The organism is Kluyvera genomosp. 1 (genome assembly GCF_001266615.1).
GTDB classification, from domain to species: domain Bacteria; phylum Pseudomonadota; class Gammaproteobacteria; order Enterobacterales; family Enterobacteriaceae; genus Kluyvera; species Kluyvera cryocrescens_A.
In genome coordinates this window covers 20,199-39,691 of the sequence record NZ_LGHZ01000011.1, presented here as the reverse complement: position 1 = coordinate 39,691, position 19,493 = coordinate 20,199, and the positions used below count along the sequence as shown (strand labels likewise).

Annotated in this window: 18 protein-coding genes; 9 read left to right on the top strand and 9 right to left on the bottom strand. The window is 54.5% G+C overall.

Features of this window, described 5'->3' with window-relative positions; translation table 11 throughout:
- The first annotated feature begins 37 nt into the window (after window positions 1-37).
- The 5 genes from damX to trpS all read left to right on the top strand — a co-directional run bounded on the left by damX (window position 38) and on the right by trpS (window position 4,750).
- Window positions 38-1,330 carry a cell division protein DamX gene (damX, locus tag KP80_RS06685; RefSeq protein WP_052282819.1) on the top strand — a complete coding sequence of 431 codons (1,293 nt, stop codon included), beginning with the start codon at window positions 38-40 and terminating at the stop codon, window positions 1,328-1,330.
- Window positions 1,331-1,454: 124 nt separating this feature from the next.
- Window positions 1,455-2,288, top strand: a complete 834-nt coding sequence (dam, locus tag KP80_RS06680) for an adenine-specific DNA-methyltransferase (protein ID WP_052282818.1) — start codon at window positions 1,455-1,457, stop codon at window positions 2,286-2,288.
- 33 nt (window positions 2,289-2,321) lie between these two features.
- Window positions 2,322-2,999 carry a ribulose-phosphate 3-epimerase gene (gene rpe / locus KP80_RS06675; protein WP_052282817.1) on the top strand — a complete coding sequence of 226 codons (678 nt, stop codon included), beginning with the start codon at window positions 2,322-2,324 and terminating at the stop codon, window positions 2,997-2,999.
- On the top strand, window positions 2,992-3,753 hold the full coding sequence (gph, locus tag KP80_RS06670) for a phosphoglycolate phosphatase (protein WP_052282816.1): 762 nt from the start codon (window positions 2,992-2,994) through the stop codon (window positions 3,751-3,753). The genes rpe and gph overlap by 8 nt, the downstream gene beginning before the upstream one ends.
- Window positions 3,746-4,750, top strand: coding sequence for a tryptophan--tRNA ligase (gene trpS, locus KP80_RS06665; RefSeq protein ID WP_052282815.1), 1,005 nt, complete (start codon window positions 3,746-3,748; stop codon window positions 4,748-4,750). Before gph ends, trpS begins: the two co-directional genes overlap by 8 nt.
- Window positions 4,751-4,846: 96 nt before the next feature.
- Here trpS and cysG read toward each other — a convergent pair whose 3' ends face one another.
- The 4 genes from cysG to tsgA form a co-directional block, all read right to left on the bottom strand.
- The gene (gene cysG, locus KP80_RS06660; RefSeq protein WP_052282814.1) at window positions 4,847-6,220 is read right to left on the bottom strand and encodes a siroheme synthase CysG; all 1,374 of its coding nucleotides are present in this window, start codon (window positions 6,218-6,220) and stop codon (window positions 4,847-4,849) included.
- Between the two features lie 147 nt (window positions 6,221-6,367).
- Window positions 6,368-6,694, bottom strand: coding sequence for a nitrite reductase small subunit NirD (gene nirD / locus KP80_RS06655; RefSeq protein ID WP_052282813.1), 327 nt, complete (start codon window positions 6,692-6,694; stop codon window positions 6,368-6,370).
- On the bottom strand, window positions 6,691-9,234 hold the full coding sequence (gene nirB, locus KP80_RS06650; RefSeq protein ID WP_052282812.1) for a nitrite reductase large subunit NirB: 2,544 nt from the start codon (window positions 9,232-9,234) through the stop codon (window positions 6,691-6,693). The genes nirD and nirB overlap by 4 nt, the downstream gene beginning before the upstream one ends.
- 260 nt (window positions 9,235-9,494) lie before the next feature.
- Window positions 9,495-10,676, bottom strand: a complete 1,182-nt coding sequence (tsgA, locus tag KP80_RS06645; protein WP_052282811.1) for an MFS transporter TsgA — start codon at window positions 10,674-10,676, stop codon at window positions 9,495-9,497.
- Window positions 10,677-10,954: 278 nt separating this feature from the next.
- Between tsgA and ppiA the strand changes: the two genes are divergently transcribed.
- The 3 genes from ppiA to argD all read left to right on the top strand — a co-directional run bounded on the left by ppiA (window position 10,955) and on the right by argD (window position 13,613).
- On the top strand, window positions 10,955-11,527 hold the full coding sequence (ppiA, locus tag KP80_RS06640) for a peptidylprolyl isomerase A (protein WP_052282810.1): 573 nt from the start codon (window positions 10,955-10,957) through the stop codon (window positions 11,525-11,527).
- 220 nt (window positions 11,528-11,747) lie between these two features.
- Window positions 11,748-12,311 carry an aminodeoxychorismate synthase component 2 gene (pabA, locus tag KP80_RS06635; RefSeq protein WP_052282809.1) on the top strand — a complete coding sequence of 188 codons (564 nt, stop codon included), beginning with the start codon at window positions 11,748-11,750 and terminating at the stop codon, window positions 12,309-12,311.
- An 84-nt stretch (window positions 12,312-12,395) separates the two neighbouring features.
- Window positions 12,396-13,613 carry a bifunctional acetylornithine/succinyldiaminopimelate transaminase gene (gene argD, locus KP80_RS06630; protein ID WP_052282808.1) on the top strand — a complete coding sequence of 406 codons (1,218 nt, stop codon included), beginning with the start codon at window positions 12,396-12,398 and terminating at the stop codon, window positions 13,611-13,613.
- Here argD and KP80_RS06625 read toward each other — a convergent pair.
- Together KP80_RS06625 and crp are read right to left on the bottom strand one after the other, a co-directional pair.
- Window positions 13,606-15,681: a YccS/YhfK family putative transporter gene (locus tag KP80_RS06625; protein ID WP_052282807.1), complete on the bottom strand. Its 2,076-nt coding sequence runs from the start codon at window positions 15,679-15,681 to the stop codon at window positions 13,606-13,608. The genes argD and KP80_RS06625 overlap by 8 nt on opposite strands.
- A 55-nt stretch (window positions 15,682-15,736) precedes the next feature.
- Window positions 15,737-16,369, bottom strand: a complete 633-nt coding sequence (gene crp / locus KP80_RS06620) for a cAMP-activated global transcriptional regulator CRP (RefSeq protein ID WP_039332728.1) — start codon at window positions 16,367-16,369, stop codon at window positions 15,737-15,739.
- 303 nt (window positions 16,370-16,672) lie between these two features.
- On the opposite strand from crp, the gene KP80_RS06615 reads away from it, so the two are divergent.
- Complete coding sequence (locus KP80_RS06615) at window positions 16,673-17,077, top strand: OsmC family protein (RefSeq protein WP_052282806.1); 405 nt, start codon at window positions 16,673-16,675, stop codon at window positions 17,075-17,077.
- Between the two features lie 11 nt (window positions 17,078-17,088).
- Here KP80_RS06615 and KP80_RS06610 read toward each other — a convergent pair whose 3' ends face one another.
- From KP80_RS06610 to KP80_RS06600, 3 genes are read right to left on the bottom strand one after another with little or no spacing between them, the layout of a single operon-like run.
- Window positions 17,089-17,952, bottom strand: coding sequence for a phosphoribulokinase (locus KP80_RS06610; protein ID WP_052282805.1), 864 nt, complete (start codon window positions 17,950-17,952; stop codon window positions 17,089-17,091).
- A 56-nt stretch (window positions 17,953-18,008) separates the two neighbouring features.
- Complete coding sequence (locus tag KP80_RS06605; protein ID WP_052282804.1) at window positions 18,009-18,227, bottom strand: YheU family protein; 219 nt, start codon at window positions 18,225-18,227, stop codon at window positions 18,009-18,011.
- Entirely contained in the window at window positions 18,224-19,246 is a 1,023-nt protein-coding gene (locus KP80_RS06600) for a hydrolase (RefSeq protein WP_052282803.1), read from the bottom strand. Before KP80_RS06600 ends, KP80_RS06605 begins: the two co-directional genes overlap by 4 nt.
- Window positions 19,247-19,493 lie beyond the last annotated feature (247 nt).

Genomic DNA, 19,493 nt, shown 5'->3' with positions numbered 1-19,493 from the left:
CAAAAGTCGTAGCATAAGCCTTTTAGTGGGGTGTTAAATGGATGAATTTAAACCAGAAGACGAGCTGAAACCCGATCCCAGCGATCGTCGTACTGGTCGCTCTCGTCAGTCTTCCGATCGTGACAGCGAGCCACAGATCAATTTTGATGATGTGGAGCTCGAGGCCGACGAGCGCCGTCCGTCCCGTAGCCGCAAAGCACGTGAAGAAGCTGAGCCGGAAGATGAATACTATGAATCCGATGATGAAGATGCTGACGGCGTAGAAGAAGCCGTAGAGCGTCGTCCACGGAAACGTAAAGATGCTGCTCCGCGTAAACCAGCCTCCCGTCAGTACATTATGATGGGTCTGGGGATCGTGGTGCTGCTGGTGCTGATTGTCGGCATCGGTTCGGCATTGAAAGCGCCGTCATCGTCCAGCGATCAAAACGCCTCAACCGAAAAGAGCATTTCTCTTTCCGGTGATAACACCGATCAAACTGCCAATACTCAGCCTGCCCAGGGGGCTAACCCGCAGCAGGATGTGTCTCTGCCGCCAATTTCCTCTACCCCGACTCAGGGCCAGGAAACTGCCGCGCCAGATGGTCAACAGCGTGTCGAAGTTCAGGGTGACCTGAACAATGCGCTGACTCAACAGCAGGGCCAAATTGATAACGCCGTAGTGAACTCCACGCTGCCAACTGAACCTGCAACCGTTGCGCCAATTCGTAATGGTGCGCGTCCAGCGGTTACTGCTCCGGAAACCCCTCGCCAGACAACGGCAGCAACGCCGCGTCCTGAACGTAAACATGCGGTCATCGAAGCGAAACCTCAGCCAGTGGCTACGGCGAAAACGACCACCACGCCTGCACAGAGCAAGCCTGTTACTGAAGCTAAGCCGGTGACTACCGCGCCTAAAGCAGCGGCAACAACGACCGCGCCGACGAAAGCGCCAGCAACGACGGCTGAAGCTGCTAAACCAGCAGCGACTACCGCACCTGCGGCAACCGCAACGACAACGGCTACCACGGCGGCACCTGCTGCTGCGGCTGCAACCGGGAAGTCTGCCGGTGACGTCAATTCGCTGAAAAGCGCTTCGGGTTCCCATTACACCCTGCAGCTCAGCTCCTCTTCCAACTACGACAACCTGAACGGTTGGGCGAAGAAAGAGAATCTGAAAAACTACGTGGTGTATGAAACCTCCCGTAACGGTCAGCCATGGTATGTGCTGGTGAGCGGTATCTATGCGTCGAAAGATGATGCAAAAAAAGCCGTCACTACGCTGCCAGCTGACGTTCAGGCGAAGAACCCGTGGGCGAAGCCGCTGCGTCAGGTTCAGACTGACCTGAAGTAAGCGTCGTTTCTATGTCGACACCGTTCCTTTGGGCAGTTGAGTTACCGCCCGAAGGAACGTAGAAGCGCAGGATGCTGTCGGAGCCTTTCTCCACAGCCGGAGAAAGTGTAATTAGTCAGGCCGCATGAAAAAAAATCGCGCTTTTCTTAAATGGGCGGGGGGCAAGTACCCCCTACTCGACGATATAAGACATCATTTGCCGGCTGGCGATTGTCTGGTTGAACCCTTCGTTGGTGCAGGATCGGTATTCTTGAATACCGATTTTTCGCGTTATATTCTGGCTGATATCAACAGCGACCTTATCGAGCTCTACAAAATCGTTAAAACGCGCGCCGACGAGTACGTTGAACAGGCGCAGGCTCTATTTGTGCCTGAAACTAATAACGCTGAGTGTTACTACCAGCTGCGCGAAGAGTTTAACCGTAGCACCGACCTTTTCCGTCGCGCGGTGCTGTTTTTATACCTCAACCGTCACGGCTACAACGGTCTTTGTCGTTATAACCTGCGCGGTGAGTTTAACGTCCCGTTTGGGCGTTATAAAAAACCTTACTTCCCGGAAGCTGAGCTACGCCACTTCGCTGAGAAAGCGCAGAACGCGGAGTTTTATTGCGAATCTTATGAAGAGTGCATGAAGCGAGCTGGGAAAAATGCGGTGGTCTACTGCGATCCGCCGTACGCGCCGCTGTCGGCAACGGCGAATTTTACTGCCTACCACACCAACAGTTTCAGCCTTGAGCAGCAAGAAATTCTGGCGAAGAAGGCTGAAGAACTGATGGCGAAGCGGATCCCTGTGTTGATTTCAAATCACCGGACGCCGCTGACGCTCGACTGGTACAAAAACGCGACGGATACCCATACCGTCAAAGTTCGACGCAGCATCAGCCGCAACGGCGGCACGCGTAAAAAGGTGGAGGAGCTGCTCGCGCTCTATCGGCCACCTGGCAAAAAACAACGTTAATAGCCTAATGGGATAGGCTTTGAGGAGATGCGGATGAAACAGTACCTTATTGCCCCTTCAATTTTGTCGGCTGACTTTGCCCGTCTGGGGGAGGATACCGCCCGTGTGCTGGCCGCCGGAGCGGACGTGGTTCATTTCGATGTTATGGATAACCATTACGTACCGAACCTGACCATCGGCCCGATGGTGCTAAAATCGCTGCGTGATTATGGCATTACCGCACCTATTGACGTGCATCTGATGGTGAAGCCCGTTGACCGCCTGGTCCCGGACTTTGCGGCAGCAGGTGCCAGTATCATTACTTTCCATCCTGAAGCCTCTGAACATATTGACCGTACCCTGCAGCTTATCAAAGAGAGCGGTTGTAAAGCGGGTCTGGTGTTTAACCCAGCAACCCCGCTGAGCTACCTCGACTACGTGATGGATAAGCTGGACGTCATTTTGTTGATGTCGGTGAACCCGGGCTTTGGTGGTCAATCCTTTATACCTCACACGCTGGATAAACTGCGCGAAGTGCGCCGCCGCATTGATGAATCCGGCTACGACATTCGCCTGGAAGTCGATGGCGGCGTGAAAGTGAACAACATTAGCGAAATCGCTGCGGCCGGTGCGGACATGTTTGTCGCCGGATCCGCCATTTTTGGTCACCCAGACTACAAAAAAGTGATTGATGAAATGCGCAGTGAACTAGCAAAGGTAAGTCATGGATAAATTACAGACTATTCGCGGCGTCGCGTTTGATCTCGACGGTACGCTGGTAGACAGCGCGCCGGGTTTGACCGCTGCGGTAGATAGCGCGCTGTATGCGCTTGAACTGCCGGTTGCCGGCGAAGAACGCGTTATCACCTGGATTGGCAACGGTGCGGACGTATTGATGGAGCGGGCGCTCAACTGGGCCCGTCAGGAACGTGCTACCTTGCGTGCCTCGCAGGGTAAGCCTTCTGTGGATAGCCACGATATTCCACAGGATGAGCAGCTTCACGTGCTGCGCCGCCTGTTTGACCGTTACTACGCCGAGTTTGCTGAAGAAGGGAGCTTCCTGTTCCCGCACGTGGAGCAAACACTGGCGGCACTGCATAACAGCGGCTTACCGCTGGCGCTGGTGACCAACAAACCGACACCTTTCGTTGCCCCCATTCTTGAGACATTGGGTATCGCCCGTTACTTCACGGTAGTGATTGGTGGTGACGACGTACAGAACAAGAAGCCGCATCCAGAGCCGCTGCTGAAAGTCGCAGAGAAGTTGGAATTAGCCCCGGAAGCGCTGCTGTTTGTTGGTGATTCGCGAAATGATATCCAGGCTGCCAAAGCAGCGGGCTGTCCGTCCGTCGGCCTGACCTACGGCTATAACTACGGCGAAACCATCGCGCTGAGCGAGCCGGACGTCGTCTTCGACCATTTTAATGAACTCCTGCCCGCTCTCGGGCTGCCTAAATTAGACCTTCAGGAACCAGAACATGACTAAGCCCATCGTATTTAGCGGCGCACAGCCGTCAGGTGAACTGACCATCGGTAACTACATGGGTGCGCTGCGTCAGTGGGTTAACATGCAGGATGATTACCACTGCATCTACTGCATCGTTGATCAGCACGCTATCACCGTTCGCCAGGATCCTCAGGCGCTGCGTAAAGCCACTCTCGACACGCTGGCGCTGTACCTGGCTTGCGGTATTGACCCAGAAAAGAGCACCATCTTTGTTCAGTCTCACGTGCCAGAGCACGCGCAGCTGGGCTGGGCGCTGAACTGCTACACCTACTTCGGTGAACTGAGCCGTATGACCCAGTTCAAAGATAAATCCGCGCGCTACGCAGAAAACATTAACGCCGGTCTGTTTGACTATCCGGTGCTGATGGCTGCAGATATCCTGCTGTATCAGACCAATCAGGTGCCGGTTGGCGAAGACCAGAAACAGCACCTGGAGCTGAGCCGCGATATCGCCCAGCGTTTCAACGCGATTTACGGCGATGTGTTCAAAGTGCCAGAGCCGTTTATTCCTAAATCCGGTGCGCGCGTGATGTCGCTGCTGGAGCCGACGAAGAAGATGTCTAAGTCGGATGACAACCGCAATAACGTGATTGGTCTGCTGGAAGATCCGAAGTCTGTGGTCAAGAAGATCAAACGTGCTATGACCGATGGCGATGAGCCACCGGTCGTGCGTTACGACGTGCAAAACAAAGCGGGCGTTTCCAACCTGCTGGATATTCTCTCCGGCGTAACCGGCCAGAGTATTGCTGAGCTTGAACAGCACTTCGAAGGGAAAATGTACGGTCACCTGAAAGGGGAAGTGGCCGAAGCCGTCTCCGGTATGCTGACCGAGCTTCAGGAGCGCTATAACCGCTTCCGTAACGACGAAGCTTTCCTGCAACAGGTGATGAAGGACGGGGCGGATAAAGCCAGCGCACGTGCGGCGCAGACGCTGAAAGCGGTATATGAAGCGATTGGCTTTGTAGCCAAGCCGTAAGCGGATTATCTCATCTGATCTTGCGATGCGGGGTATGCATTGTTGGCCAGATGAGACGCGAATAAAAAAACCGGGATAATCCCGGTTTTTTTGTCGTTAGTGGTTTGAGAACCAGTTAAGCTTTTCACGAAGCCCCACCACGCGGCCGACGATAATCAGCGCCGGGCTTGCCATCTGCTGTGCCATCTCGCCGAGCTGCGTCAGCTGCCCGTCAATCACCCGCTGGGTAATCGCGGTTCCATTCTCAACGATAGCCACTGGCATATCGGCCTGCATACCATGCTCAATGAGCTTTTGCTGGATGGTGGCCGCCTGATTCAGACCCATGTAGAACACCAGCGTCTGCTTTTCTGCGGCCAGGTTTTCCCAATCCAGCTCACCGCCGGTTTTCAGGTGTCCGGTAACCAGGCGTACGCTTTGCGCGTAGTCACGGTGGGTTAACGGAATACCTGAGTAGGCAGAGCAGCCTGAAGCGGCGGTAATACCCGGTACGACAGAGAAGGGAATGCCTGCTTCACAAAGCGTTTCCAACTCTTCGCCGCCGCGGCCAAAGATGAAGGGGTCACCGCCTTTTAGACGCACGACGCGTTTACCTTGTTGCGCTTCGCGCAGCAAAATCTGATTGATTTCATCTTGTGGCACGCAGTGATAGCCGGCGCGTTTACCCACAAAGATGCGGTCCGCATCGCGGCGCACGAGATCCATAATATCGTCAGAAACCAGACGGTCGTAAACCACCACATCTGCCTGCTGGATTTGCTGCAGCCCTTTGAGCGTCAGCAGACCTGCATCGCCTGGACCCGCGCCGACCAGTACCACTTCACCACGATGGTCCAGCGGCGTATTAAGCAGATGCTCGGTCGTTTCCTCGACGGCCTGTGTATCCTGATTCGCCAGCGACTGCGCCAGGCGATCGTTCATAAACAGCTTTTCCCAGAAACGGCGGCGTTCACCCATGGTGGCAAACTGCTGTTTCACGCGAGCACGCAGTTTTCCTGCGTACAGCGCAACCTGGCCCAGATGCTGCGGCAGAACGGCTTCCAGTTTTTCGCGTAGCAGACGCGCCAGCACGGGAGAGGTCCCGCCGGAGGAGACCGCAACCATCAGCGGCGAACGGTCGATAATCGAAGGCATGATGAAGCTGGCGGCTTTCGGCGCATCCACCACGTTACAGAAGATGCGGCGATCTTCTGCTTCATCGCTCACCCGTTGATTGACGGCATCATCATCGGTTGCAGCAATCGCCAACCAGCAGTTATCCAACAGCACCGGTTGAAAGTCACCGATCATCAGCGTGAGCATTCCCGCTTCGGCCCAGACGTGAAACTGCGGGACGAAATCCCGGGCATTTACCGTCAGACGCGCACCGGCGTCGAGCAGCAGGCGTGCTTTACGTTCAGCAACATCACCGCCGCCGACCAGCAAGCAGTCGCGATTGCGCAGTTGGCAAAAGATGGGTAAGTGATCCACGGGACAACCTCACGGAATTAGCAAAGGAAATACACGAGATGAATAATGCGGGTAAGGATAACAGCAGACATCGTATGGGATACACGATTTTTCCTGCTGTTACCCCTTTAAGGTCATAAGTTTTAGCTATTACTTATGCCTAAACGTTCAGGCCTTAAGCTGCACCTGGCCGTCTTTAACGCGGGCTTCATAATGGGTGACGGAGTGGCTTTCGTCTTCCATGCACAGGCCATCACGCAGGCGGAAACGCTGCTTTTTCAACGGACTGGCAACCCACAGTTCGCCCTGATGTTCGGCAATCAGGCCGCGAGAAAGCACGCTCGACTCGAAGAACGGGTCGATGTTGCTGATAGCGAAAACCTGGTCGTCGGCATAAGGACGGAACACGGCGACCTGCTTGTCGCCCAACAGTGCACAAACGCCCGTTGCTGGCAGGATGGCGTCAATCTTGCAGATATTTACCCACTGGCTCATGCGTTTTCCTCCACCAGAGTGACCGGGATGCGTTCATATGGCGTAGCCGGACGATGCTGTGCACGTTCGGCAACCACCTGCACGTTCGGGTCACGCTGTTCGCTGTTGATAAAGTGTTTGAAACGAACCTGCGCGGCCGGATCGTTCACCGTTTCAGTCCATTCACAGGCAAACTCGGCGCGCAGGCGAGCGATCTCTTCTTCCAGATGCTGGTTGAGGCCCAGTTTGTCATCGATGATCACGGCACGCAGGTAGTCGATCCCGCCTTCCATGTTATCCAGCCACGGTGCGGTACGCGTCAGTTTGTCGGCGGTGCGGATGTAGAACATCATGAAGCGGTCGAGGTATTTGACCAGCGTATCGCGGTCGAGGTCGGCCGCCAGCAGATCCGCGTGACGCGGTTTCATGCCGCCGTTACCGCAGACATACAGGTTCCAGCCTTTTTCGGTAGCGATAATACCTACGTCTTTACCCTGAGCTTCGGCACATTCACGGGTACAGCCCGAGACGCCAAACTTCATCTTATGCGGCGTACGGATGCCCTTGTAGCGGTTTTCCAGCTCGACGCCGAATCCTACGCTGTCGCCCACGCCGTAACGGCACCAGGTACTGCCTACGCAGGTTTTGGCCATACGCAGCGCTTTGGCGTAGGCATGACCGGTTTCGAAGCCCGCTTCAATCAGCTGACGCCAGATTTCTGGCAGGTCATCTTTCTGCGCACCGAACAGGCCGATACGCTGGGAACCGGTGATTTTGGTGTACAGGTTAAACTCGCGCGCGATACGACCGACAGCCACCAGCCCTTCCGGTGTGATTTCACCGCCTGCGGAACGCGGGATAACGGAGTAGGTGCCATCTTTCTGGATGTTAGCCAGGAAGTTGTCGTTGGTATCCTGGAGCGGTGTGTGCTGCGGCTTCAGGATGAATTCATTCCAGCAGGAAGCCAGCAGGGAACCGACGGTTGGTTTACAGACTTCACAGCCGTAACCTTTGCCGTATTTCGCCAGCAGCTCATCAAAGGTCTTGATACCTTCGACGCGAATCAGGTGATACAGCTCCTGACGGGTAAAGGCGAAGTGTTCACAGAGACTGTGGTTAACTTCGATACCCTGTTTTGCCAGTTCAGCGTTCAGCACCTGAGTCACCAGCGGGATACAGCCACCGCAGCCGGTACCGGCTTTGGTTTCGGCTTTCAGCGCCGCGACGGTGTGGCAACCTTTGTTGATTGCCGCAATCAGCGCGCCCTTGGTCACGTCGAAGCAGGAGCAGATTTGTGCGCTGTCTGGTAGTTTGTCGACGCCGATAGACGGCTTACCGCCGCTAGCGTGCGCAGGCAGAATCAGCGAGTCTGGGTTTTCCGGCAGTTCAATCGCGTTCAGCGCCAGCTGCAGCAGGTTACCGTAGTCGCTGGTGTCGCCTACCAGTACGGCGCCGAGCAGCGTTTTGTTGTCTGGACTTACGATCAGGCGTTTGTAGACCTCTTTGTTTTCATCGAGGTAAACATAGCTGCGTGCGCCCGGCGTACGACCGTGAGCGTCGCCAATACCACCGACGTCAACGCCCAGCAGTTTCAGCTTGGCACTCATATCCGCGCCCTGGAAGCTGTTTTCGCTGCCGAGAATATGGTCAACGGCGACCTGTGCCATTTTGTAGCCCGGCGCAACCAGACCGTAAACGCGGTTTTTCCAGCTGGCGCATTCGCCGATGGCGTAGATATCCGGGTCAGAAGTCTGGCAGCTGTCGTTAATCATGATGCCGCCGCGCTGGGCGACCTCAAGACCGCACTGTGTAGCCAGTTTGTCGCGTGGGCGGATACCGGTGGAGAAGACGATAAAGTCGACTTCCAGCTGGCTGCCGTCGGCAAAGCGCATGGTTTTACGCGCGTTATCGCCTTCCTGCACGATCTCTTTGGTGTTCTTGTTGGTGTGAACCTTCACGCCCATGCTTTCGATTTTGCGCTTCAGCTGTTCGCCGCCCATCTGATCGAGCTGTTCGGCCATCAGCATTGGGGCAAACTCGATAACGTGGGTTTCGACGCCAAGGTTTTTCAGTGCTCCGGCCGCTTCAAGGCCGAGCAAACCGCCACCGACCACCGCGCCGCGTTTGCTACGGCGCGCGCAGTTCTCAATGGCGTTGAGATCTTCAATCGTACGATAGACGAAGCAATCTTGAGTTTCAGAGCCTTTAATTGGCGGGATCCATGGATAAGAACCGGTCGCCATGATCAGCTTGTCATAAAAGACGGTACGGCCTGCGCTGGAGTGAATCACCTTCTCTTTACGGTTAATGGTGATAGCGCGTTCGCCGACCAGAACCTTCACACCGTGCTTCTCATAGAAGCCTTCGCGTACCAGCGACAGCTCTTCTGCCGTGTGGTGAGAGAAGTAAGAGGAGAGGTGTACGCGGTCGTAGGCGATGCGGGGTTCTTCACAGAAGACGGTAATATCGAACTGGCTGGCGTCGGCTTTATCGAGAATATCCTCAATAAAACGGTGGCCGACCATGCCATTACCGATAATTGCGAGTCTGACTTTGCTCATTTTTGCCTCGATTTCTATTCTAATACTGCCTACCTTAACGATTCAGCTATTGCGATTATTGATTCAAATCAATTTAGCCTTTGGCTACCCCTTAATGAGTAGGGTGATGATTTTTAAGTGGTTTTGTAAGTTGCGGAAAATACACAACTTTATCGTGTGATTGTTTTTTGTACGAAATGAGCAAATAAACGGCGGGGAAGAAGGACGAGGCGAAGAGGAAAGAATAACGCCCCTTTTCGGCTGAAAAGGGGCGAGGCGGCTTAGTGAGAAGCGGTCGTCGCGTGCTGGCGATGACGGCTCACAAAGCCAAGGATAAGACACATCACGAAGACAACGGCATACAGTGCGTTAGCCGTCGTCAGCGCTGCCAGAGGGCCACTGCTGGCAACAATCGGGCCGGTCACAACGAAGGTCAGCATGGTGCCGATAGTGCCGCAGGTCAGAACAAAGTTAACCAGTTTTGGGGAGGCGACTTTGGTCTGCAATGAACCCAGCGTAATGATGGAGGTGTAGATAGCGCTGGAGAAGAAGCCCAGCGTCAGAATAAACCAGGCCAGATGCTGCGGTTCACCGTGGTTGAACAGATACATCATGACGGTCGCAATACCTGCCAGCACGGTCAGGATGCGCTGCAGGTCGAAGAAACGCAGAATGAAGCTAAAGGCCCACATACCGAACATGTAAGACATCCAGAAATCGCTCACCAGCTTACCCGCGTCGTTCAGGCTCATGCCCAGACCTTTGGCGTATTCCGGTACCCAGGAGATGAAGCCCAGCTGACCGAGGATGTAGCACAGCGCGGCGATGGACAGGAATAGCACGCCGATGCCCCATTTTTCTTTCGCCACCGGCTGGTCTTCCTGCTGCGCCTTTTTACCCAGAACAGGGAAGTCACAGCCGAAGGTCAGAATAAAGATCGCCACGTAAACCAGACCAATGCAGGCATAAACCCAGTACCACTCGATGCTGCGCGCGAGGAGAACAGCGGCAACCATCGGGAAGATCATCCCGGCCATGCTAAAGAAGGAGTCGGTAAACAGCAGGCGTGCACCGCGCTGACGCCCTTCATACATGTGGGTGATAAGGAACGTACCGATGGACATGGTAATCCCGCTGACCAGACCCAGAACGAACATGGCGGCAGAGAACAGCGCCAGGCTGTGAGTGGCCATCAGACCCGCAACGGCCAGGACCATCAGCACAAAGCCAAAACGGAGCTGCGTTTTCAGCGGCACGATTTCCATCAGCCAGGCATTGAGGAAGATGGAGATCAGGATCCCTGCGTTCAGGAAGGTGAAGGTGTTACTCATGCTGGAAACGGGCAGATTAAAGTAATCGGCAATATTTCCCATCACCATCCCGGTGACGATCACCAACGCACCGGTGAGGGCGTAGGAGAAGAAGCTAATCCATGTGAGCTTGATACGGTTGCTGTTAGTCATGACTGGCCTGTGAATAGTTGTGTAAAACGCATTGACTCTGCGCTGAGCGTGCAGATTTTATTCACTGTAGTGATGTATTCATAGTTTTATTACGCAAACGTTGGCGCATTACACATTCCAATGTGATCAAGATCACAAAATTGGATTCATCATTTCTTACCCTGATCATTATGAGCGTTACATCCACGTAAACTTTAGTAAAGCACTGGCCTGTGGGGCTAAGCCTCTTTAGAATCAAGCCACTTGCTTTCACTACTGCACTCGTTAAAGGAATTCTCATGCTCAAATCAACTCTGGCGGCCGTGGCGGCTGTTTTTGCTCTTTCCTCTATGGCGCCTGCGGCGCTCGCGGCGACCAATAATCCGCACGTGCTGCTGACCACTTCAGCCGGCAACATCGAGCTGCAGCTGGATAGCCAGAAAGCGCCAGTTTCGGTTGATAACTTCCTGAAATACGTCAACAGCGGTTTCTACAACAACACCACCTTCCACCGCGTGATCCCGGGCTTTATGGTTCAGGGCGGCGGCTTTAACGAGCAGATGCAGCAGAAGCAGCCAAATCCACCGATTAAAAACGAAGCTGACAACGGTCTGCGCAACACCCGCGGCACTATCGCTATGGCACGTACTGCTGATAAAGATAGCGCAACCAGCCAGTTCTTCATCAACGTAGCGGATAACGCCTTCCTGGATCACGGCCAGCGTGACTTTGGCTATGCCGTATTCGGTAAGGTGGTGAAAGGCATGGACGTGGCGGATAAGATTTCCCAGGTCGCGAGCCACAACGTTGGGCCGTACCAGAACGTGCCAACTAAACCTATCGTCATCTTGTCGGCAAAAGTTCTGCCGTAAATGCGACGGGGCGGCATCGGCATGAGGCTGCCGCCCGTATCGCTAAAGCAGTAAGCACCCGTTAGAATGGCGGCAGATATACTCGTCATACTTCAAGTTGCATGTACGTTGGCTGCGCTCGTTCACCCGAATCACTGACTTGAGTAAGCTCATCGGGATTCCCTCACTTGCCGCCTTCCCGCAACTCGAATTATTTAGAGCATAAACGACCGGAGCCGCCATGATCCTGCTGATTGATAACTACGATTCTTTTACCTGGAACCTCTACCAATACTTCTGTGAACTCGGGGCCAGCGTGACGGTTAAGCGTAACGACGACATCACCCTTGATGACATCGCTCAGCTCGCGCCGGACAAAATCGTTATTTCCCCAGGTCCTTGCACGCCGGATGACGCCGGTATCTCCCTCGATGTGATTCGCCACTATGCGGGTAAAGTACCGCTGCTCGGCGTCTGCTTAGGTCACCAGGCTATCGCTCAGGCATTTGGCGCGCGTATTGTACGTGCGGAAAAAGTGATGCATGGCAAAACCTCACCGATTATCCATCAGCAGCAGGGCGTGTTTCGCGGTTTGAATAATCCGCTGACCGTCACTCGCTATCATTCTTTGTTAATTGATCCGGCTACCCTCGCCGATTGCTTTGACGTCACCGCACGCAGCGAAGCGGGCGAAATCATGGGGATCCGTCATCGAGAGTGGGATCTGGAAGGGGTGCAATTCCACCCAGAGAGCATCCTCAGCGAACAGGGACATGAACTGCTGGCCAACTTTCTCAACCGATAGTAGTTGCTATGATGTGATTTTTTATGCATATTTTGTGGATATAATTTCACAATCATTGCTGCATCGTTTGAAGAAGGGCATGACATGATAACCAAACAACCTGCAATCACTCGCGCGACCTTCGATCAGGTCATTTTGCCAATCTATGCACCGGCGGAATTTATTCCGGTGAAGGGCAAAGGCAGCCGCGTGTGGGATCAGCAAGGCAGAGAGTACGTCGATTTTGCGGGCGGTATTGCGGTGACGGCGCTGGGTCACTGTCATCCGGCGCTGGTTGAGGCGCTGAAAAGCCAGGGCGAAACGCTGTGGCACACCAGTAACGTGTTTACCAACGAGCCTGCGCTGCGTTTGGGGCAAAAGCTGGTGGATGCTACTTTTGCCGAGCGCGTGGTGTTTATGAACTCTGGCACCGAAGCGAACGAAACCGCGTTTAAGCTGGCGCGCTACTATGCTTCAACTCGTCATAGCCCGTATAAAACCAAGATCATCGCCTTCCACAACGCTTTCCATGGACGCTCGCTGTTTACCGTCTCTGTGGGTGGCCAGCCGAAATATTCTGATGGTTTTGGTCCAAAACCGGCCGACATTATCCACGTTCCGTTTAACGATCTGCATGCAGTCGAAGCGGTGATGGACGATCACACCTGCGCCATCGTAGTGGAGCCCATTCAGGGCGAAGGCGGTGTGCTGGCAGCGACGCCTGAATTTCTTCAAGGCCTGCGCGCGCTGTGCGATAAGCATCAGGCGCTGCTGGTGTTTGATGAAGTGCAAAGCGGCATGGGCCGTACCGGTTCTCTGTTTGCCTATATGCACTACGGCGTAACGCCAGACATTCTGACCAGCGCGAAAGCGCTTGGCGGTGGTTTCCCGGTGAGTGCGATGCTCACGACTGAAGAGATTGCCAGCGCGTTCCATGTTGGTTCGCATGGCTCAACCTACGGCGGTAATCCGCTGGCCTGCGCCGTCGCTGGTGCAGCCTTCGACATTATTAACACTCCGGAAGTGCTGAATGGGGTGAATGCGAAACGTGAACGCTTTGTGCAGCACCTGCAGCAGATTAACGCGAAGTACGATGTCTTCAGCGATGTACGTGGTATGGGCCTGTTGATCGGCGCAGAATTGAATGCGAAGTACAAAGGTCGGGCGCGTGATTTCCTCAACGCGGCGGCAGATGTCGGTGTGATGGTGCTGAACGCCGGACCAGACGTGATGCGTTTTGCGCCGTCGCTGGTGGTGGAAGAGGTCGATATTGACGAAGGTATGCAGCGTTTCGCCCAAGCCGTGGCGAAGATCGTTAGCTAGCCCGTCGTTTTAACCAGCCGCCGTGCCGTGGGCGCTGTCGCCAGGCCACCGACGAGATGGTGTGCATGGTGTTCAGATGCCCCAGAATACGCTGAAGATGCTGTTCCATGGTGCTTAACGGCCCGTGGGACAGCGCATCCGGCGCTTCCATGATATTAACCTCGCCGCTGCTTCCCGCCTCATCGTACTCCAGCCGTTGCTGACAGCGCTGCAGCGCAATTTCACATGACTCCAGATACTGTTGCGCCAGATTGGGCGTCAACATCTCATGTTCGCGCGCCAGCGTGGTCATGGCGTTGATATGCTCGACGATAAACTGGCTGTGGGTGACCCATAGCTTCATGTCTTCCAGATAGCGTGAGTTAAAGCCCGGCTCCTGCATCGCTTGGTTGAGCGTGTTAAACAGCGTGTTGTGTGCCTGGTTGACGCGCATACGCAGATACGCAAGCTTTGGCGCCTGCGGGTCGGGGCTTAAGATAAGACGGATAGCTTCCTGATCGGCCTCCAGCGCGGCCTGGGCGTTTTGCCGCAGCTGGCCGCTTTGCCACTGTGGCCACAGCCAGAGCATGCCGCCGAAAGCAATCAGGCAGCCGATGATGGTGTCGATAAAGCGGGCAACAATAAATTGCTCACCGTTGAGCGTCAGAATTTGCAGGGTATATACCGCGGTGACGGTGAAACCAACCGTCGCCCAGCCGTAGCTGCGGCGGATGATCAAGTAGCTGCCGAGAGTAATGATCAGCATCCCGGAGAGCGCCAGCCCCTGCGGCGCATGGAAGTGTAGGGCGAAGGCAGCGATGACGAGGCCTGCCAGCGTTCCCGCCGCTCGATGAAAAATACGCACGCGGGTTGCTCCATAGCCGTTTTGCGTCACCAGCAGTACCGTCATCAGGATCCAGTACGGTTTGGGTAAATGCAGCGCCGTACCCATCAAGCTGGCAATGCTCAGCATCACGCTCAGCCGTGCGGCGTTACGCAGGGCTGGGGATTTCAGCGACAGATAGCTTTTCAGCGCTGGGAACAGCGGCAGGCGACGCTCTTTGTCAGCCATCAGGTTGCGCGGATACAGTGGACGCTGGCCGCGGAGCACTTTGGCAATGCGGCTGAAGTGCCAGGCGCAGAACTGACCGACAGGATTATCCGGATGCTGGTGGGCGATTTTTTCCAGCGCCCCAATTTGCTTTTCCATGGTGAAGCGGCTGGGATAGCGATGATAGAGAATATCGTCGGCCAGCACGCGCAGACGGGCTGCGACGGTTTGTGCATTCCAGCGGATCACCGCTTCGGCATGACTGCGCTCTACCAGCTTTTGCACTTCTTCCGGCTGGTGCAGGCTGACGGAGATGTGCTCTTGTAAATCCAACCCAATCTGGAACGCGCGCAGCAGGCGTTTGTAATCGTTGTGCTGATTGGCTGCCAGCATATGCAGCTGCTGATAGCACTGGGAGATTAAATCCACCACCTTCTGCTGGCGATTCAACAGCGGAGGCAGGGCGGTGCTGGGATCAGTGTGTTGAGTCAGCAGGCTGTATTTGGCCTCGCAATAGTCGGCGAGCTGACGATAGAGCAGGCTCAACGATTCGCGCAGCGGCTGCTCTCGCCACATCCAGAACCACCACCAGTTGAATAAACCGTACCACAGCGTCCCCAGCGCATAGAGCAGCAGCGGCTGCCAGATAGGCATATTGCCAGCAAGGCTGAGGGTGAAAATGGAGGCGATAAGCGAGGCCGGAAGCAGCCGCCCATGTAGGGCGCTGATCTCTGCCGTGACGCCGAGAATGAGTGCCAGCCCCGTGAGTATTAGCGGCAATGGGATTTCGTGTTCAAGCAGAAGCTGGACGGCAAGACTACAGCCGGCAAACAGGCAGCCGCCGATGGTCAGACGTTTGAAGAAACGCTTATGCGGGGTATCAAGACCGGCAATATTGCAGCAGGCGGGAACCAGTGAAAACAGGAGACCTTGCTGAAGATGGCCGAACATCAGGCCGATGGCGACCGGCAAACATAACACCAGCGTTTGCCGCAGTGCATAGTTGACTTCCGGATGGTAAATCAGCCTGCGCCACATAGGGGAACAAATAAAAACGGCATATTGTTATGCACAATATGCCGTTTAGGCTGGATCAGCGGGTACCGTAAACGACAATCGTTTTGCCGTGCGCGGAGATCAGGTTTTGATCTTCCAGCATTTTCAGAATACGGCCCACGGTTTCGCGGGAACAACCGACGATCTGACCGATTTCCTGACGGGTGATTTTGATCTGCATACCGTCTGGGTGGGTCATGGCATCCGGCTGTTTCGCCAGGTTCAGCAGGGTCTGGGCGATACGTCCGGTCACGTCCAGGAATGCCAGGTTGCCAACTTTTTCAGAGGTGATTTGCAGACGACGCGCCATTTGCGAAGAGAGACGCATCAGGATGTCTGGGTTAACCTGAATCAGCTGACGGAATTTTTTATAAGAGATTTCAGCAACTTCACAAGCGGTTTTTGCTCGTACCCATGCGCTGCGTTCCTGGCCTTCTTCAAACAGGCCTAACTCGCCGATAAAATCGCCCTGGTTGAGGTAAGAGAGGATCATCTCTTTACCTTCTTCATCCTTGATGAGTACTGCCACTGAGCCTTTCACGATGTAATACAGCGTCTCTGCCTTTTCACCCTGGTGAATCAGCGTGCTCTTCGATGGGTACTTATGAATATGGCAATGAGACAAGAACCATTCGAGAGTCGGGTCTGTTTGCGGTTTGCCAAGCACCATGCGCGGTTATCCTCTGTTATAAGCTCTTTCCAGCGGCAAAACCTTGCAGCCACTGGTTGCAATAGTATCCTTCCCGTTACCTGGGAAGTCGGCTGTCGAATCGTGCCGCAGCCTGTAATGTGATGTCCTCTGCATACATGCAGTACGTTTATGTATTACCGTAGCATCCTGACTGTTTTAGCATAGCTTTAGCCGCGTGTCTCCTGGTGTCTCGCTTCAGCATGACGCCGATCGCCTTCCGTTGCGAGATTTGTTATGTGCGCGTAATCTGAGAAGAAAATTGCAACCTGGGAGTTAAATATTATGCAAGCACGTGTGAAATGGGTTGAAGGCTTAACCTTCCTTGGTGAGTCCGCTTCAGGACATCAGATTTTGATGGACGGCAACTCTGGCGATAAAGCGCCAAGTCCTATGGAAGTCGTGCTCATGGCTGCGGGGGGATGTAGTGCGATTGACGTGGTATCTATCCTGCAAAAAGGCCGCTACAACGTGACCGACTGCGAAGTGAAACTGACTTCTGAACGTCGTGAAGAGGCGCCGCGCCTGTTTACCCATATTAACCTGCACTTTATCGTGACCGGTAAAGAGCTCAAAGATGCGGCGGTATCGCGTGCGGTTGACCTTTCTGCTGAGAAATACTGCTCCGTGGCACTGATGCTGGAGAAAGCGGTCAATATCACCCATTCATACGAAGTGATTGAGGGGTAATCCCCTCAACGTTAGCTTCGGCCTTCCATCAGACGCTGCACCAGCGGCGTCATGATAAGCTCCATCGCCAGCCCCATCTTGCCGCCCGGCACGACCAGCGTGTTCATATGCGAAATAAACGATCCCTGCAGCATGGCTAGCAGCCACGGGTAGTCGATCCCTTCCAGATTACGGAAATGAATCACCACAAAGCTTTCATCAAGTGATGGGATGCTTTTGGCTGCGAACGGGTTTGAGGTATCGACGGTGGGCACGCGCTGGAAGTTGATATGAGTACGGGAGAACTGCGGCGTGATGAAGTTAATGTAATCTTCCATGGAACGTACGACAGAATCCATCACTGCTTCGCGCGAATGCCCGCGTTCGCCGGTGTCACGGATCATCTTCTGGATCCATTCGAGGTTAACGATAGGCACCACGCCAACCAGCAGATCGACGTGACGTGCGACGTCGTGCTGCGGTGTGACGACGCCGCCATGTAGCCCTTCGTAGAACAAAACATCAGTCGGTTCTGGCAGCGGCTGCCAGGGCGTAAATGTTCCCGGTACCTGATTCCACGGCACCGCTTCATCGTAAGTGTGCAGATACTTGCGCGATTGCCCTTTACCGTTCACGCCGTAGTCGCGGAAGGTTTGTTCCAGCAGACCAAAGTCGTTGGCATCCGGGCCGAAGTAGCTGATATGACGGCCCAGATCGCGGGCCTTACGAATCGCCATATCCATTTCTGGGCGGGTATAGCGATGGAAGCTGTCGCCTTCCACTTCGGCGGCTCGCAGATTGAGCTGGCCGAAAATTTTACGGAACGCGAGGCTGGTGGTAGTGGTTCCCGCTCCGCTGGAGCCGGTGACGGCAATAACTGGATGTTTGGCAGACATGCGAATAACTCCCTGAACAGGCTACCGGAAGCGGGGTGGGCTTCCGGTAAGTATAGTTAACCGCGAAATTGGTTACGGGGCATGATGTTGACGGTCTCGTGAAGCTCGGACCAAACCAGCACCGCTTCGCCTGTTTGTAGCTGCTGTTTTACGTCGGCGACCTTTTGCGCAAGTGAACGTTCATATTCACCATAATCAGTGCCTTCGCGCAAGACAAAGCTTTCAATCAGTCTATCCAGCGTTTCAGGGTCGAGGTCCTGCCAGGGAATGATCATCCTTTTGCTCCAAGCCAGGTCATCAGCCAGCTGGGAATGCGTTTTTCCAGCCACATTTCCGGATGACGAAGGGTGCCGCCGATAAAGCCGACGTGACCGCCGTGCTCGGTTAACTGGTACTCGACGTTATCCGGCAGCTCTTCCTGAGCCGGAATGGAGTGATGATCCATAAAGGGATCGTCCTTCGAGTGGATGATAAGCGTCGGCTTGGTAATTTTGCTGAGCGTTGGCATCGCGCTGCACTGGCGGTAGTAGTCGATAGCATCGGCAAAACCGTGGATCTTCGAGGTGATAGAATCATCAAACTCGCGGATCCGGCGCATGCTTTTCAACTGACGCAAGTCGACCGGCAGCGAACCGGGATAGGCCTTCAGTTTACGCGATGCGTTGCCTTTGAGCAGATTCAGCAGGTAGCGCTGGTAAACGCGTGAGAAGCCTTTATCCATGTGGTAGCTACATGCTTCGAGCATAAATGGCGCGGAGACAATCACTGCCGCATCAATCGGGACTTCATCACCTTCTTTTGCCAGCAGACAGGCCAGCATATTGCCGCCCAGCGAGTAGCCGACAGCCGCGGTTGGCGCGGGGCCGAATTCACGAGCCAGCCAGTGCAAGAACCAGCTGCCGTCTTCTGTTTCACCGGAATGATAAATTCGGTTCAGGCGGTTTGGCTCACCGCTACAGCCACGGAAATGCATCACTACGCCCAGCCAGCCCTGCTGTTTGGCGGCGTTAATCAGGCCGTGAGCGTAAGGGCTGTACAGGCTACCTTCGAGACCATGAAACACCACCAGTCGCGGTTTGTGACGTGCGCCCTCGGGATCTTCACTCCACGCTAAATCGACAAAATCACCGTCCGGCAGTTCAAGGCGCTGCCAGCATGGTGTGAATTGCAGCTTGCGGCGGATAAGACGTGGCAGCATCGTCTGGAGATGACGATTGCTGACGCCGCGCATTGGCACGAAGTCCGCGCTGCTTGAGGTGTCGATATTGAGGTCGTGGTGGGTTGTTTCAGTCATAACTCGGCGATGTCTACTTAAAATCTGGCGCCTACTATACCGCCACTTTGCCATCGTGTTTATGAAAATGAGGCACCAGTAGCCTTTTTTGCCCCTGCGTAATCTGATCCTAATCACAAATTGTTACTTCAATTATTACTCTCAAGCTAATGATTCACGCCTACGCTTAATTGATGACTTTCTCACCAGGGTGCACACTCTTTCCAGTGTTAAGCAATCAAAATGATTAGCTGAATCAGGAGGTTAA

Coding starts and splice junctions, on each gene's coding strand:
- damX (WP_052282819.1), top strand. CDS start 38: ATGGATGAATTTAAACCAGAAGACGAGCTGAAACCCGATCCCAGCGAT.
- dam (WP_052282818.1), top strand. CDS start 1,455: ATGAAAAAAAATCGCGCTTTTCTTAAATGGGCGGGGGGCAAGTACCCC.
- rpe (WP_052282817.1), top strand. CDS start 2,322: ATGAAACAGTACCTTATTGCCCCTTCAATTTTGTCGGCTGACTTTGCC.
- gph (WP_052282816.1), top strand. CDS start 2,992: ATGGATAAATTACAGACTATTCGCGGCGTCGCGTTTGATCTCGACGGT.
- trpS (WP_052282815.1), top strand. CDS start 3,746: ATGACTAAGCCCATCGTATTTAGCGGCGCACAGCCGTCAGGTGAACTG.
- nirD (WP_052282813.1), bottom strand. CDS start 6,694: ATGAGCCAGTGGGTAAATATCTGCAAGATTGACGCCATCCTGCCAGCA.
- nirB (WP_052282812.1), bottom strand. CDS start 9,234: ATGAGCAAAGTCAGACTCGCAATTATCGGTAATGGCATGGTCGGCCAC.
- tsgA (WP_052282811.1), bottom strand. CDS start 10,676: ATGACTAACAGCAACCGTATCAAGCTCACATGGATTAGCTTCTTCTCC.
- ppiA (WP_052282810.1), top strand. CDS start 10,955: ATGCTCAAATCAACTCTGGCGGCCGTGGCGGCTGTTTTTGCTCTTTCC.
- pabA (WP_052282809.1), top strand. CDS start 11,748: ATGATCCTGCTGATTGATAACTACGATTCTTTTACCTGGAACCTCTAC.
- argD (WP_052282808.1), top strand. CDS start 12,396: ATGATAACCAAACAACCTGCAATCACTCGCGCGACCTTCGATCAGGTC.
- KP80_RS06625 (WP_052282807.1), bottom strand. CDS start 15,681: ATGTGGCGCAGGCTGATTTACCATCCGGAAGTCAACTATGCACTGCGG.
- crp (WP_039332728.1), bottom strand. CDS start 16,369: ATGGTGCTTGGCAAACCGCAAACAGACCCGACTCTCGAATGGTTCTTG.
- KP80_RS06615 (WP_052282806.1), top strand. CDS start 16,673: ATGCAAGCACGTGTGAAATGGGTTGAAGGCTTAACCTTCCTTGGTGAG.
- KP80_RS06610 (WP_052282805.1), bottom strand. CDS start 17,952: ATGTCTGCCAAACATCCAGTTATTGCCGTCACCGGCTCCAGCGGAGCG.
- KP80_RS06605 (WP_052282804.1), bottom strand. CDS start 18,227: ATGATCATTCCCTGGCAGGACCTCGACCCTGAAACGCTGGATAGACTG.
- KP80_RS06600 (WP_052282803.1), bottom strand. CDS start 19,246: ATGACTGAAACAACCCACCACGACCTCAATATCGACACCTCAAGCAGC.